The 14,965-nt window shown below is 58.1% G+C and carries 13 protein-coding genes; 2 read left to right on the top strand and 11 right to left on the bottom strand.

Annotated elements, in window-relative coordinates:
* Window positions 1-43: 43 nt before the first annotated feature.
* From tatC to MRBLMR1_RS30630, 9 genes are all read right to left on the bottom strand, one after another.
* A complete protein-coding gene (gene tatC / locus MRBLMR1_RS30590; RefSeq protein WP_148146410.1) occupies window positions 44-865 on the bottom strand; it encodes a twin-arginine translocase subunit TatC in 822 nt (273 codons plus the stop codon).
* Window positions 862-1,695, bottom strand: a complete 834-nt coding sequence (tatB, locus tag MRBLMR1_RS30595) for a Sec-independent protein translocase protein TatB (protein WP_148146409.1) — start codon at window positions 1,693-1,695, stop codon at window positions 862-864. The genes tatC and tatB overlap by 4 nt, the downstream gene beginning before the upstream one ends.
* Before the next feature lie 33 nt (window positions 1,696-1,728).
* Window positions 1,729-1,941, bottom strand: coding sequence for a twin-arginine translocase TatA/TatE family subunit (locus MRBLMR1_RS30600; protein ID WP_112507697.1), 213 nt, complete (start codon window positions 1,939-1,941; stop codon window positions 1,729-1,731).
* 154 nt (window positions 1,942-2,095) lie between these two features.
* Window positions 2,096-2,824: an SMC-Scp complex subunit ScpB gene (gene scpB / locus MRBLMR1_RS30605; protein ID WP_148146408.1), complete on the bottom strand. Its 729-nt coding sequence runs from the start codon at window positions 2,822-2,824 to the stop codon at window positions 2,096-2,098.
* The gene (locus MRBLMR1_RS30610) at window positions 2,821-3,624 is read right to left on the bottom strand and encodes a segregation and condensation protein A (protein ID WP_148146505.1); all 804 of its coding nucleotides are present in this window, start codon (window positions 3,622-3,624) and stop codon (window positions 2,821-2,823) included. Before MRBLMR1_RS30610 ends, scpB begins: the two co-directional genes overlap by 4 nt.
* A 69-nt stretch (window positions 3,625-3,693) precedes the next feature.
* Window positions 3,694-4,710 (bottom strand): beta-N-acetylhexosaminidase, encoded by a 1,017-nt coding sequence (gene nagZ / locus MRBLMR1_RS30615; RefSeq protein WP_148146407.1) that lies wholly within the window; start codon window positions 4,708-4,710, stop codon window positions 3,694-3,696.
* 128 nt (window positions 4,711-4,838) lie between these two features.
* Complete coding sequence (locus tag MRBLMR1_RS30620) at window positions 4,839-7,835, bottom strand: SPOR domain-containing protein (protein ID WP_148146406.1); 2,997 nt, start codon at window positions 7,833-7,835, stop codon at window positions 4,839-4,841.
* Window positions 7,836-7,900: 65 nt separating this feature from the next.
* On the bottom strand, window positions 7,901-9,658 hold the full coding sequence (gene argS, locus MRBLMR1_RS30625) for an arginine--tRNA ligase (RefSeq protein ID WP_148146405.1): 1,758 nt from the start codon (window positions 9,656-9,658) through the stop codon (window positions 7,901-7,903).
* Window positions 9,659-9,721: 63 nt separating this feature from the next.
* Window positions 9,722-10,939 (bottom strand): deoxyguanosinetriphosphate triphosphohydrolase, encoded by a 1,218-nt coding sequence (locus MRBLMR1_RS30630; protein ID WP_148146404.1) that lies wholly within the window; start codon window positions 10,937-10,939, stop codon window positions 9,722-9,724.
* A gap of 169 nt (window positions 10,940-11,108) precedes the next feature.
* Here MRBLMR1_RS30630 and erpA point away from each other — a divergent pair, with 169 nt between their 5' ends.
* Both erpA and xth read left to right on the top strand, forming a co-directional pair.
* Window positions 11,109-11,438 (top strand): iron-sulfur cluster insertion protein ErpA, encoded by a 330-nt coding sequence (gene erpA, locus MRBLMR1_RS30635; protein WP_148146403.1) that lies wholly within the window; start codon window positions 11,109-11,111, stop codon window positions 11,436-11,438.
* Window positions 11,439-11,532: 94 nt separating this feature from the next.
* Window positions 11,533-12,339: an exodeoxyribonuclease III gene (gene xth / locus MRBLMR1_RS30640; RefSeq protein WP_148146402.1), complete on the top strand. Its 807-nt coding sequence runs from the start codon at window positions 11,533-11,535 to the stop codon at window positions 12,337-12,339.
* 47 nt (window positions 12,340-12,386) lie between these two features.
* Here xth and exoR read toward each other — a convergent pair whose 3' ends face one another.
* A complete protein-coding gene (gene exoR / locus MRBLMR1_RS30645; protein ID WP_148146401.1) occupies window positions 12,387-13,181 on the bottom strand; it encodes an exopolysaccharide production regulator ExoR in 795 nt (264 codons plus the stop codon).
* Between the two features lie 469 nt (window positions 13,182-13,650).
* Window positions 13,651-14,907 (bottom strand): OmpP1/FadL family transporter, encoded by a 1,257-nt coding sequence (locus MRBLMR1_RS30650; protein ID WP_148146400.1) that lies wholly within the window; start codon window positions 14,905-14,907, stop codon window positions 13,651-13,653.
* Window positions 14,908-14,965: the final 58 nt, after the last annotated feature.

Below are 14,965 nucleotides of genomic sequence, written 5' to 3' on the forward strand. Positions count from 1 at the left end.
GCCTTCAACGCGAGACGCCGCGCGCATCAGGCCAGGAAAATCCTCAAGCCTTATCGGTCTCGGCGACTTCCGAGGAAGATTCTGCAGTTTCAGAATCTTCACTGCGTTTGCGCTCGACGAGTCGCGCGGCATAGATGGAAATCTCGTAGAGAAGGATGGTCGGTATAGCAAGACCGATCTGAGACATCGGATCCGGCGGCGTCAGGATTGCTGCGGCAATGAACGCGATGACGATCGCATACTTGCGCTTTTCCTTCAGCCAGTCGCTTGTCAGCAGACCGACGCGGGCGAGCAGCGTGGTGACGACCGGCAGCTGGAAGACCAGACCGAAGGACAGGACCAGCGTCATGATCAGGCTCAGATATTCCGACACGCGCGGCAGCAGAGAAATACCGACTTCACCTTCGGTCGGCGCCTGCTGCATCGCAAGGAAGAACCACATCACCATTGGCGTGAAGAAGAAGTAGACCAGCGCGCCGCCCAGAAGAAACAGGATCGGGGATGCGATCAGGAACGGCAGGAATGCAGATCGCTCGTTCTTGTAAAGCCCAGGCGCGACAAATTTGTAGATCTGTGACGCGATCACCGGAAAAGCGATCACCAATGCACCGAACATCGCGACCTTCACCTGGGTGAAGAAGAATTCCTGTGGGGCGGTGTAGATCAGTTCGGACTTGGCGATATCCAGCCCCGCCCAAACCACAGCCCATTTGTAGGGAATAACGAGCAGGTTGAACAACTGCTTGGCAAAGAAGAAGCAGACGACGAAAGCGATGAAGAAGGCGCCGATCGACCACATCAGTCGAGTGCGCAACTCCATCAGGTGTTCGATAAGCGGCTGCGGCTTGTCCTCGTAGTCGCTCATGCTTCGTCCTTCGGAGTGTCAGTCTTTTTGGGCGTGCGCTTGCGGGCGGGCGCCTTGGTAACCGGTGCCTCAACGGCAACGGATGCGGTTTCGACAGTCTTCTTCGGCGCGGCCTTGGCCCGCTTGGGCTTTTCAACCACAGGCGCGATTTCTGCAATCGTCTTGCTGGAACCCGCGGAAGTCTTGGAAGACTTGCTGCGCACCTTGGCTTCTTCGCCGGCCTTCACCACGGACGTGCGGGGTGCACGAGGTTTTGCAACGGCAGCCTCTACCTTGGCCGGCGTCGCAGCCACAGGCGCAGCTTGAGCGAGGTTTTTCGCATCGGCAACAACGGGTACCGGCGTTACCGGGGCTGACACCGTATTTGCGGCTACAGCTGTAGGAGCAGCTGTTGCAGCGGCTGCCGGCTCGACGCTTGCCGGAACTTCAGGAGCAGCAGAAATCGGCTCGGCTCCTTCGATCGACTGCTGCGCCTCAGCATCTGTCGATGAAAGTTCGGTCGTGTTTTCGGCGAGAGGACTAGGAATCTGCGTCGCCTTCTGCAGGTCCGACTTGATATCCTGCCCCATCTGCCTCAGCGGATTGATAGCATCACGCAGGGCATTTGTCGGATTAAGCTTTTGCGCATCCGATATGGTTTTGCGGACGTCATCCATATCCGCTTCACGCAAGGCTTCATCGAACTGCGTGCGAAAATCACCAGCCATCTTGCGGAAGTTGGCTGTCATTTTACCAAATGCGCGGATCATGGGTGGCAGATCCTTCGGACCGACCACAACAATAAGTACGACCGCAATGACGAGCAGTTCGGTCCAACCGATATCAAACATGCAACGAAGCTCCTGAAGCCCCTACCCGTTCCACTAGGACCGGGTGGTTTCCTTCGCCTCGTCAGCCTTGTGGTCGACGGTCTTCGCAGTGGTCGTTTCCGGGGCGTCCTCGTCGGTCATGCCCTTCTTGAAGCTCTTGATACCCTTTGCGACGTCGCCCATCAGCTCCGGAATCTTACCACGCCCGAACAAGACGAGCACGATGACCAGAACGATCAACCAATGCCACACACTGAAAGAACCCATTAGTCCAACTCCAATTCGAATTAGTCTTCGATGTAAGCGCTTTGTGGCGCTTTTTCAAACAGCAAATTTGCATGATACATCGCTAATCACGCGCTCGTTAGCGCCATGCGAGATCATTGGCCGCCGATACACGCTCTGCGATAAATTGCGAAAACTAATCGTCCGAAGCCCCCCCAGGGCTCAGCAGACCAAGTTCCTCAAGATCAAGCTGAGTGATTGGATCTTCTTCATCCGACAGATCAGTATCCGCACCCGGCATGGGAATATGGAACCCCGGCGGTATACGGCCGCTTAACAGGCCGGCACCCTTCAACTCTTCCAGTCCAGGCAGATCACGCAGTTCCTCGATACCGAAATGATCGAGAAAATCCGTTGTAGTCCCGAGCGTGACCGGGCGACCGGGCGATCGCCTGCGACCGCGAAAACGAACCCAACCGGCCTCCATCAGCACGTCCAGCGTACCTTTGGAGGTTTGAACGCCACGGATATCCTCGATCTCCGCGCGGGTGACAGGCTGATGATAGGCTATAATCGCCAGCACTTCGAGCGCTGCACGCGACAGCTTTCTGACCTCGTTATCATCCTTGCGGATAACGAAGGAAAGATCGGGAGCCGTGCGGAAGGCCCAGCAATCTGCCATGCGGACAAGATTGACGCCCCGGCCGGCATAGTTTTCTGCAAGTCGGCCCAAAAGCGCCGGGATATCCGTTCCGCGCGGCAGTCTGTCGACTAGAAATCGCTCAGGAACAGGCTCGGCCGAGGCAAAGATCAGTGCCTCGGCGATGCGCTCGGCTTCGAGGTCCGAAAATCCCCCGCTATGACCGTCATCCACATCGTGACCAGTGTTCGAAAAGGTTTCGATTCCGTCGGTTCCGGACGTCATTCGCCGCCTCCAGGCAACTGGGCGGATCGCTGCCGGTTGCCACCACGAAGATAAATCGGCTGGAAGGCGCCGTCCTGGCGGATCTCCAGCTTGCCCTCACGCACGAGTTCCAGAGACGCGGCGAATGCGCTTGCCGTTGCCGTCACCCGATCCTCCGGCGGCAGATAGGGAAGCAGATAGGTCTGCAATGCCGTCCAGTCAGCGATCTCGCCCAGCATGCGCGTCAGCAACTCACGCGCATCCACCAGCGACCAGACCTTACGCCTCTCGATCGTGACCTGGGTGATCGCCGTGCGCTGCCGAAGGTTGGCGTAGGCTGACAAGAGATCGTAGAGGCTCGCATCGTAGGCGGATTGAACGCGATGCGGAATATGTTCCGGCGCGCCACGGGCAAAGACATCACGTTCCAGCCGGTTGCGATTGACAAGCTGGCTTGCCGCTTCCCGCATTGCCTCCAGGCGCCGCAAACGAAAGGCAAGTGTCGCCGCCATCTCTTCGCCGGTCGGGCCATCATCACCCTTGACCTGCTGAGGAATGAGCAGGCGTGATTTCAGGTAGGCAAGCCAGGCTGCCATCACCAGATAGTCGGCGGCGAGCTCTATGCGCACGCGCCGCGCGCTATCGACGAAGAGAAGATATTGTTCTGCAAGCGCGAGCACGGAGATGCGGGAGAGATCCACCTTCTGGCTACGGGCGAGATGCAGGAGAAGATCGAGCGGACCTTCGAATCCGGCAACGTCGATGACAAATGCCGGGTCGTCGGCAGCACGTTCGGACACGTCCTGCCAGAGCTTGTCCATTGGAATGGCGCCCTGCCCCGAATTCCCCGCCAAACCAGTTCACCTCTCTCGTTCGGCAGCCCTACCTCGTCAGGCGACCGCCATCATTTCGTGAAATTCTGCACGCAGCGCCTGTTCGTCGGACGCATCGGGAGCTGCAAAGCCGCGCTCGACGGCCTCGGCGCGCTGCAAAGCCTTACCCGACAAAGGCACAACTTCCTTCACTACCGCTTTCATTTCGTCCATGAGGCCATTGCAATGCAAGACAATATCGCAACCTCCCCCCATGATTCGTGCGGCACGTTCGCCGATCGTGCCTTTCAGGGCGTTCATCGATGTGTCGTCCGAGACCAGCAGGCCGTCAAAGCCGATATGACCGCGAATGACATCTTCGATCACCACCGGCGAAATCGTTGCCGGATCGCGATCGTCATAGGCGGTGAAGACGATATGTGCGCTCATCGCCATCAACTCGTCCTTCATCGCGACGAAGGGTACGAAGTCATGACCTTCGAGTTCGGCGCGCGAAGCGGTGACGACCGGCAGTTCATGATGAGAATCGGCCATACCTCGGCCGTGGCCCGGCATATGCTTCATGATCGGAAGCATGCCACCCGCCTTCAGCCCTTCGGCTGCTGCCTTGCCCATTGATGCTACCGTTTGCGGATCGAACCCATAGGCGCGATCACCGATGACATTGCTCGCCCCCTCGACAGGAACATCGAGGACGGGGAGGCAATCGACGGTCACGCCGAGCTTCATGAGGTCGAAGGCATGCAGGCGCGACATCAGCCAAGCAGCGCGCAGGCCCTTTTCTCTGTCCTGCCGATAGATTTCACCCAGAGCCGTGGCCGAAGGATAACGCTCGATCATCGGCGGACGGATACGCTGCACACGGCCACCTTCCTGGTCAATCAGAACCGGTGCATCAGGCCTGCCGACTGCGTCACGCATGGCGGCAACGAGATCGGCAATCTGAGGAAGTTCGATGCAGTTGCGGGCGAAGAGAATGAACCCCCAGGGCCGCTCATCACGATAGAGCGAGATTTCGTCGGCAGTCAAAGTCGCGCCGCCGGCGCCGAGAATCATGGATTTCGAAACACTCATATCAAACTACCCGCTGTGATGATCTGGAGCATTTCCGGACGCAAAACCGTTTTTTTTTCAATTTTGCTGGAATTGCCCTAACGAAAACGGGGCGCCGCGCGCCCCGTCTGTTTCGGCTGAATCAAGTCTTATCGCGCCACAAGGCAGCTGCCGCCGGCCGAGCGATATTTTTCGCAGAGTGCGACAGCCTGCTCCTTGCTACCGGCCGGGATACGGACGCGGTAGAAAGTCCCCTTGCCGGCAACTTCGGCAGCCTTGATATCGACGCCACGTCCACCAATCACACTGCCGAACTTATTCGAAAGGCTCTGGTAGGACTTCTGCGCATCGGCCTGGGACGGCAGTGAAGCAATCTGGATCACGTATCCACCTTCGCCAAGCGAAGCCACCTGCGTATTCTGCGCAGCCGGAGCGGCGGCGGCAGGTGCTGCGGTGCGAACATTGCCCTGATCACTGACACTGGCGACGACATTGGCAGGTTGAGTCGACGGACGAGTGGTCGGAACAGGAGCCCGAACGGCGGCAGCCGGCGCGGTATCCGCCAGTTGCTCAATCGATGCCGGAGCCTGGGCGGCGACCGGCATGGTCGATACAGTATCGGCTGAGGCCGAGACCGGAACGATACCTGTCGAAGGTGCGGCAAGAGCCGGGGCGGCGGTCGGGAAGGCTGCAGCCGTCTGCTGTGCCGGAGCATCAGCCCGAACCGGAGCCGCAGCGATTTTTGCCGTAGTGGCAGGTTCGACTTCCTGCTCGACCAGCTTGCCGTCGGCGCGAACGATCATTGTCTTGACCTTGCGCGGCATAACCGTGACGGCCTGCTGTTCACCGGCCTGCTGCTGATCCTGCGGCAGAAGACGTGGATCCTCGGTCTCTGCTACGTCGGTCATCTGCACGTCGTTTTCCCCTTCAAGCGGAAGGGTATCCGGCATCAGAGTCTTCTGGACGACGTCAACCGGTTCTTCGCTGCTCGAAATCAGCTGCTGCTGCTTGGGAGTTTCCGATCCTGCACCGGCGACGCGGTCGTAAACGGCCTTGTCCTGGTTGGGCACGGTCTTGCCGCCCGGGTTCGCCGGCGCAATCTTGACCGGCTCGCTGTCGGCAGCGATCACCATCGGCTCACCATTTCCGCCAAGACCGGACGTGGAGTTTCCAAACCATGCAAAGGCACCCGCGCCGCAAACGGCGACAAGACCAACGGCAACGAGAGGAGCAATCCAACGTCGCGAAGATCCACGCTGTTCGACGTCATCGACATTCTGCTCATAGTCTTCGGCCTGAGCATAACTTTCATTGGCGGTAAGCGGGGTTGCAAGACTGCGACGGAAATCCTCTTCGAGGGCCCGCTCGAAATCATCCAGATCCGCGTAAACGGATTTCTGAGCAGCCGGTGCTGAAGCAACAGCCGCGAGCTGCGGTTGGACACTTCCGCGCTGGAGCGATGCCGCAGTCTCAGGTGCCTCCAGAAGAGAGGCGAGTTCCGCGTCGATATCGAGATCGAAATCGTTCCGATAAGCAGGCTGCTCTTCCTTCTCCTCTACAGGAAGGGTCGGCACATCGAGTTCTGCAATCGCTTCCGGCTGTTCTTCAGGTTCGGAAAGCAGAGCCGGATCGAACGGCACGTCGTCTTCAGGCTCCAGGTCGAATGCCGGCGCAGCGGAATATACCGGGGCCGCAGCATAGACGGGCGCTGCAACAGCCGGAGAGGCGACCGGCGCCGGAGCAGGCTGTGCGACGGGAGCAACCGTGGCAGGAGCGGAGACGTTGGGGTCGACAGAGGCAACGACTGGAGCAACAACCTTGCTATTCTCCTCGACCACCATATCCGTTAGGTCGAGTTCCAGAGCGTCAAGCGCCAACTCGAAATCCAGATCGGCAAAGGGATCGGAGGCTTCGTCGACCGATTCGGATGGAACAGATGGCGCAGTGGGGGCTGCGTATACCTGCGGCTGCGCGGGAGCTAGCGACAGGAGTTCGCTGTCGACAGAAACCTGCACGGTCTCAACGACCGGAGCCACAGTGCGCGAGGAGACCGAATAATGATCAACGCCTGAAAGAAGGGCATCCAGATCAGCGAACTGATCTTTCGGCAGATCCGGCGCGACCTCCCCTACAGGTGCGACAACCTTGGCGGCAATCGGCTCAGCCGGGCCAGCAAGGGGAATATCCATCGCGGGGATTGGCAAATCCGAGATGACAGGGGCAGAAACCGCAACCGACACCGGCGCGGCAACATTCCATCCATCGAAAGAAACCGGTTCAATCTTTGACGGAGCAGCCTGCAGCTCGACTTTGGCCTCTGTCCGCTGGTGGGACGCCACGCCTGCACCTGACTGGAAGTTTGCAAGAGGCATGCGGAAGCTTGGCGTATATCCTGCCCCTTTACGTTTCGCATCCATCGGCGGCGACTGAGCCTCCACAGACAGGGGCTGAGTCGCAACAACGGGGGCGACAACCGGCGTGGAAACGAAGGACGTTTCCAATTCCGCGGCCAGATCGAATTCGTCGAATGACAGATCCTGATCCGCCAACGAAGCGACTTGATACGCCGGAACTGCATCGACAGCCTCATTCGGCACACGCCACGAGCCGGCCTCTTCAGGCTCTGTAGGTAGGGGTTCCGGAAGGCTTTCTACGTAAGCGTTATTGGCAACTCCGCGATCGCCGCCATCGACAAACTCTGCTTCGTAAGCTGAAGCTTCATCGTTCGAAGCCACGGCATCATGCGAAATGTCGTCTGAAGCCCACGGCTCCAGCGGATCGCCTTCAGCCCGCGCCCGATCTTCGCCTGTCGCCTGATCGAGACCGGAAACAAACCGGTTGCCTTCGAACGCAGGCTCGACGGAAACATCATCCATTGCAGCGATCGAAGGCTCTGCAACGACCAGATCATCGACAGGATCGAGCCGAGGCGCATCGTAACGCTCGAACTCGCGGAGAAGCTCATCTTCAAGGTTGAAGACCGGATCGGTCCGCCTTGCCGCTACGGGCTCGGCAACAGGAGGAGCCGGGTTTGCAACAACCCGATCCTCATAACCGACGATCCGCGCCAGTTCAGCCAACGGATCACCATCAGCAAAAAATTCCGGCACATCATTCCGGCTACGCGCAAGGTTATTATCCGCCATGACGTCGTCCACTCACCTACATTACTACGCTTCTGCCAGAGCAATATGGGCAAATGAGGGCGTTTTTAGCGCATCTCCTCCGGCGCAGCCGTACCCGTAATTGTGAGGCCAGACCTCAATACGGAAGCGACTGCACGCACCAGCCCAAGTCTGGCGATGCTCAATTCTCGGTTTTTATCGTTAACAAAACGTAATTCAGGTTGTTCCTTACCTTTATTCCAGTGCGCATGGAAGAAGCTGGCCAGATCATAGAGGTAAAACGCTATGCGATGCGGCTCTTGCGAAAGCGCTGCGCTTTCGACGATTCGCGGGTATTCGGCGAGCTTTCCAACCAGCTGCAACTCGTTCGGATCCGTTATTTCACCGACGGTCGAGGCCAGATCGAGCGAATCGATATCAAGACCCGGAAACGCATCCTTAGCTTGCCGGAATACAGACATGCAGCGCGCATGTGCATACTGGACATAAAAGACCGGGTTATCCTTCGACTGTTCAGTAACTTTTGCGAAATCGAAGTCCAGAGGCTCGGAATTCTTGCGGTAAAGCATCATGAAACGAACCGAATCACGACCGACCTCATCGACGACTTCGCGCAATGTGACGAAATCGCCGGAGCGTTTCGACATCTTGACCGGCTCGCCATCGCGATAAAGCTTGACCAGCTGGCACAGAAGCACGGTCAACTTCGCCTTGCCGTCGGATACGGCACGGGCGACCGCCTCGAGCCGCTTCACATAGCCGCCATGGTCGGCGCCGAGCACATAGATCATCTCGTCGAAGCCGCGGTCGTACTTCTCCTTGAAGTAGGCGACGTCGGCGGCGAAATAGGTGTAAGCGCCATCGGACTTGATCAGCGGCCGGTCAATATCATCCCCAACTTCGGTCGAGCGGAACAGCGTCTGATCTCGATCCTCCCAGTCTTCCGGCAACTGGCCTTTCGGCGGCGGCAGCTTGCCCTTGTAGACATGGCCCTTGAAGGTAAGGTCGTTGATCGCCGCGCGGATCAGCTTGGCGCCTTCGGCATGCAGCGTGCGCTCGGAGAAGAAGACGTCATGGTGGACGTTCAGAGCCTCAAGATCCTCGCGGATCATCACCATCATCGCGTCAACCGCACGATCCTTGACGAGCGGAAGCCATTCTTCTTCCGGCATGTTGTGCAGCCGCGGGCCGAACTCTGCAGCAAGTTCCTTGCCGACGGGAACGAGATAGTCGCCCGGATACAGGCCGGCCGGGATATCGCCGATATCCTCGCCCAACGCCTCGCGGTAACGCAGGAAAACGGAACGGGCGAGCACGTCGATCTGGCCGCCCGCATCGTTGATGTAATATTCCTTGACGACATCGTAGCCGGCAAAGGACAGGAGGTTGGCCAAAGCGTCGCCAACCACCGCACCACGGCAATGGCCGACATGCATAGGCCCGGTAGGGTTGGCCGAGACGTATTCGACATTGGTCTTCTTGCCTGAACCGAAAGTCGAGCGACCATAATCGGTTCCGGCTTCGATTATCGAGCCAAGGATACGCTGCCAGTAGCCGGTCGAAAGGCGGATATTGATAAAGCCGGGGCCGGCCACAGAAACTTCGCTGACGTCGGGATCATTGCGCAATGCTGCCGAAATCAGGTCGGCAAGCGCGCGCGGATTGGTGCCGAGCGGCTTTGCCAGGACCATAGCTGCGTTGGTCGCCACATCGCCGTGGCTCTGGTCACGCGGCGGCTCGACAGTTAGTCGTCCGAAATCGACTTCACTGCGCTTTTCCTTGATAATATCAATTGTTTCCAGCGCGTTCTTAATTCTATTATCGAAGTCAGCAAAAAGATTCATGTCTCGTATCCACGCGTAATGCGAAGCGGGCTTTTGTAAAGCCGGTGGTGTTTGGAGGTCGGCCTAGCGCAAATCGGGAGTCTGGTCAAACAGCTCTCCATGTACGCGGACGGCATAGGTGTCGGTCATTCCGGCCAGATAATCGGAAACGTGACGGGCCTTGGCGGCCTCTTTCAACCCGGAAATATGATCCACCCAATAGTGGCTGCGCATCAAGGTCGGGTCATTCATGTAGGCCTCGAAGAGATCGGTGACGATCTTGGAAGCGCCAGCACGGATGCGCATAATCTCCGGATGGCGATAGATGCGGGCAAACAGCAGCTTCTTGATCAGCTGATCCGTCTGCGCCATTTCGGGCGAGAAGGTTGCGATCACCCGGCCCGCCGCCCGCACATCGGCAGCACTTTGCGGGCGGATATCGGCCAGATTGGCCTGCGCCACACCGATCACGTCCTCGACCATATGGGTGATCTGCCGGCGCGTCACCTCATAGGCGAAGCGGCTCGGCTCAAGATGTGGATATTTTGCCCTCACCTGCCGCATCAGACCGGACAGAAACGGCACATCTTCCAGCATCTCGAAGGTCAGCAGGCCAGAGCGCAGGCCGTCATCTATATCATGAGTATTATAGGCGATATCGTCCGAGATCGCAGCGACCTGAGCCTCAAGGCTGGCGAAACTCGCCAGTTCGAGATCGTGGAGTTCGCAATAATCGCGGATCGGTTGCGGCACAGGCCCGTCCAGCCCTTCGCCGCCTGCTGTCATCAGCGGACCATTATGCTTGACCAGACCTTCAAGACTTTCCCAGGTCAGGTTGATGCCGTCGAATTCCGCATACCGGCGTTCCAGCTTGGTCACGATTCGCAGCGATTGGGCGTTGTGATCAAAGCCGCCGAAAGGTTTCATCACCTCGTCGAGGGCGTCCTCCCCCGTATGGCCGAACGGCGTGTGGCCGAAATCGTGGACAAGTGCGACGCCTTCAGCCAGGTCCTCGTCGAGCTTCAAGGCGCGCGCCAGTGCGCGGGCGATCTGGGCGACTTCGATCGTGTGAGTGAGACGGGTGCGATAGTGATCGCCATCGGGGCTAATGAAGACCTGTGTCTTGTGCTTGAGGCGACGAAAGGCGGTGGTGTGGACGATGCGGTCGCGGTCACGCTGGAACTCCGAGCGCGTCAGACTGCCATCTTCGGCAAACATCCGCCCCCGGGAGTTCCAAGGGTCCGATGCATAAACCGCCCGCTCGCCGCTACCGAAACCGAGCGTCCTGGTATCGATCGTCATGCCTTCACCTGCATTTCCATTGCAATTCCGTTCCACCCGGCCCATTGACGTGCCGTTCACGTCTTCATACCTATAGTGAGACCGTGCGCAAAGCCGGTGACAATAATCTTCGAGTTGTTCAGGCACGACCTGCAGCTCACCGGGCCTTTACCCCGGCAGGAGACACGAAATGACTGAAAATGTAACCCTCTCCGATGCCGCGGCAAAGCGGATCTCCCAGATTGTCTCGGCAGATAGCGGCAAGCAGGCACTGCGCGTCTCCGTCGAAGGCGGCGGCTGTTCCGGCTTTTCCTACAAGTTCGATCTGGCCGAGGCGCCGGAGGCAGACGACATCGTCATAGAAAACGGCAATGCCAAGGTTCTGATCGACAGCATGTCGTTGATTTACATGGCCGGATCCGAGATCGATTTCGTCGACAACCTGCTCGGGCAGTCATTCCAGATCAAGAACCCGAACGCGGTTGCCAGTTGCGGCTGCGGTACCAGCTTCTCCATCTGATCCTTTTTTCTGGCCGGCATTTCAATCCAACCCGGCTTCCTTCCTGCGCCTGATCGTCTAAAAGGGACGATCAGGAACATGAAGTGGATGACGCATGAAGATCGCGACCTGGAACATCAACGGCGTCAAGGCGCGGATCGACAATCTGCGCCAGTGGCTCGCCGATTCGTCACCGGATATCGTATGCCTTCAGGAGATCAAATCGGTCGATGAGGGCTTTCCGCGGCTCGAGATCGAAGCGCTCGGCTATCATGTGGAAACGCATGGCCAGAAGGGCTTTAACGGCGTCGCGATCCTGTCGAAGATCAAGCCCGACGAAGTGATGCGCGGTCTACCCGGCGGTGAAGGGCCGGATGGCACTCTCGATGAGCAATCGCGTTATATCGAATGCGTGTTCTCTATTGCCGGCGGCGTTATAAGGGTCGCGTCGATCTATCTTCCGAACGGAAATCCGGCCGATGATCCGGTGAAATACCCTTACAAGCTCGCCTGGATGGAAAGGCTTCGCCGCCATGCGGAAGCCTGCCTTGCGCTGGAAGAGCCACTGATCCTCGCCGGCGACTATAATGTCATTCCGGAACCGCATGACTGCTTCGATCCGGCCGTGTGGGCGACAGACGCACTGTTTCTGCCGCAGACGCGTGAGGCCTTCCGCAGGCTCGAAAATCTTGGCCTGATCGACGCGGTGCGCGCCACGACCGACGCAACCAAACTCTATTCGTTCTGGGATTATCAAGCCGGCGCATGGCCGAAGAACAACGGCATCCGCATCGATCACCTGCTGCTGTCACCGGAAGCAGCAGACCGGCTGAAGGCAACCTCGATCGAACAACACGTGCGTGCGTGGGAAAAGCCATCCGACCACGTTCCGGTGGTCGGCATATTCGATTTCGCAGCCTGATCTGCAACGCCAGGGCGACGCGAACGCGCTTTAAAGCGCGGTTCGGGTCAGTCGTCGGTATCTGCCAGCTGGTGCGACAGCGCGACCGCACCGCGGCGGTCCCGTTCGTCGGCGACCGAGAATGCCTGTTCCTGAAGCTGCTCCATCCAGCCGCAATCCTTGGCGATGCAGCGGTCCAGTGCAGCCGTCATGAATGCCAGCCCGCGAACCGCCTGCCCTTCCTGGAACAGGATATTGCCGAATACCGCCATGGCACCGGCATGGCCGGTCTTGCGGGCCTGATTGAGCCACTTCTTGGCCTGCTGGATGTTTGAGCCGCCGCCCTCACCCGACAGCATCATTCGGGCAAGCTGATACTGCGCTTCGGCCACACCGAAGGTGGAGGCTACCTGGAAATAGAGCTGACGCGCCTGATAAAGGTCGGGCTTTACCGGGCTGCCCGGAATGCCATGGCTGTAATAGCTCGCAAGCGACAGAAGCGCATTCACGAAGAAGCCCGTGTCCTCGGAGCCCGGCTCGACGCCTTGGGCTGCAATCTCGTTATAGATCTTGAAGGCCGTATAATCGTCCTTGGTCACACCATCGCCATAGGCATACATGTTGGCAAGCGCCCAGCGTGAACCGGTATGACCTTTTTCGGCAGCATAGCGATAGGCTTCGACCGCATCTTCCTTCTGACCGTTCTTGTAAGCCTTGAAGCCGAACTTGAAGAGATCGAAAGGACCAGATTCTTTCGACACACCTGCCTTGATGTCGAAGGCAAGAGCGTTCCCGGCACAGAATGCCGCCAGCGATATTCCAAGAAGCAATACTCTCATGGATCCAGTGCCAGACTTCCGCATGGTTCAGTTTCTTTCGACCCGCTCGCGGCAGGGAGCCGAAGCGTGCATTATTGGCCGTGCGGACAGAAGATCAGGACAAGACGATCCCGACATTCTGCCTCCCGATGGGCGAGAGAAACTGTAGGTTCCATTTCCGGCAAGACTTGGACCCCTAAACAAGATCGCGGCAGCAACGGAAAACGAATTCGCTATCCGCTTGCCCAATCCAGCAAAGCCCCGTTTATCTTCAGAAAACCCGCCCATGATACTCCAACACGCACGTTCCGCCCCCGCAGTTCGTGCTCTCTACTTACATACCGCTGCGCCTCGTTTGTGGCGGGAAATGGACAAAAGTCCTAGCCTTGAAACGCGCCGCGATCGTCACAAAAAAGTGTTGCGAAATCGTCACAGTATTTTAGCAGCCAAGCGAATAACCGCGACAAGCAAAAGCCCGGTCGAAACCGGGCTTTTGTCTTTGATAAAGCAGAGATCAGAAACGGACCTTTATACCCGTCGAAATAGCGGCGACGATATCGTCGTCGAAATCGTAATTGGCTCTTTGCCCATAAGTCAGGCCATCCAGTACAACGGTACGGGAAGAACCACCGGTCATCAGACCAAGAACCCCGGCAAGGCGGAATTCGACATTTTTCGTCGGTGAATAGCTGCCGAGAACGCCGAGCGCCCAGGTATCCGTCTGTGATCCAAAGCCTTGCGACGTTCCACGATCCCAAGTCAGGCTGACAGCGCCACTCCACTGCTCGTTGAACTTATGGCCGATGCCGCCCATGACAGTCCAACCGTCCCGATAGCCGAGGTCGAGTGTTGTGACCTGAGTGCCGGAGGCGCAGACACCTGCAACTCCGGAAGAGCAGAAGAACGGCACCTTCTGCAACTGGCTCCAATCCGTCCACTTCACGGAACCGAATGCCAACCAGTCGGGCGCGATACCGGATTGCACCTTAAGCTCAAGAACATCAGGCATCGCCTGAGAGCCATAGACATCAAATTTGGGAGTTCCCGACACCTGGGAGAGATCGAGTGTGCCGGTAATATCGTTCAGCTTGACCTCACTGTTATAAACGAGGCTAGCGCGGAACGCATATTCTGGAATTTCGTAGGCGACACCCGCGCGCCAACCCCAGCCGTCACCTTCCAGATCGAGGCGACCAACGCCCGAAAGAGGAAATCCGGCAGGAAACGCCTGAACCAGACGCTCCTGAAATCCATAAACCTCCTGATAGAACCCGCCGCCAATCAGGCGAAGTTGGCCCGGCCCCATATCAAATCGGTAGGAACAGGTCGCAGCATAGTTGCGGCTTTCAACCTTGGTCTCGATATCCTCGTTTGCACCGGCCCAATCGCGTCCAGGATTTTTGTGCGCACCCCATGGCTCCGAATAATCAAACATGCAGTCTGCCGCGTCTCCGATACCGGCCTTTATCCCAATGCGGGGAGACCAATAATTTTCGCTGCCATCTGCCGATGTCGAGAGGCCGGTCAGATCGCCACCACCCGCTGTTCCGCCAGCAGGGTTAAACGGGGTCGGATCAGTGTCACGGACATTCTTCAGCTTGCGGTCCGGCATGACGAAGGTCGACGTCGCCTCTGCCGTAAATCTGGACGTATCGAACAAGAGATCGATGTTGTAACCGCCGCGCTCAAGCCCCCCAGCGAGCGCTGGCGTTTGCAGCATACCGACCGCCGCCGCAGCCAGAACTCCGCCTGAAATAAAGTGTCTTACCATGTTTTCTCCCACTCCCGGTAAGTTACCGGCATCACTGTAGATCGTTGATCCTAAACAA

This window comes from Neorhizobium sp. LMR1-1-1.1 (assembly GCF_040675795.1).
GTDB lineage: Bacteria > Pseudomonadota > Alphaproteobacteria > Rhizobiales > Rhizobiaceae > Neorhizobium > Neorhizobium cellulosilyticum.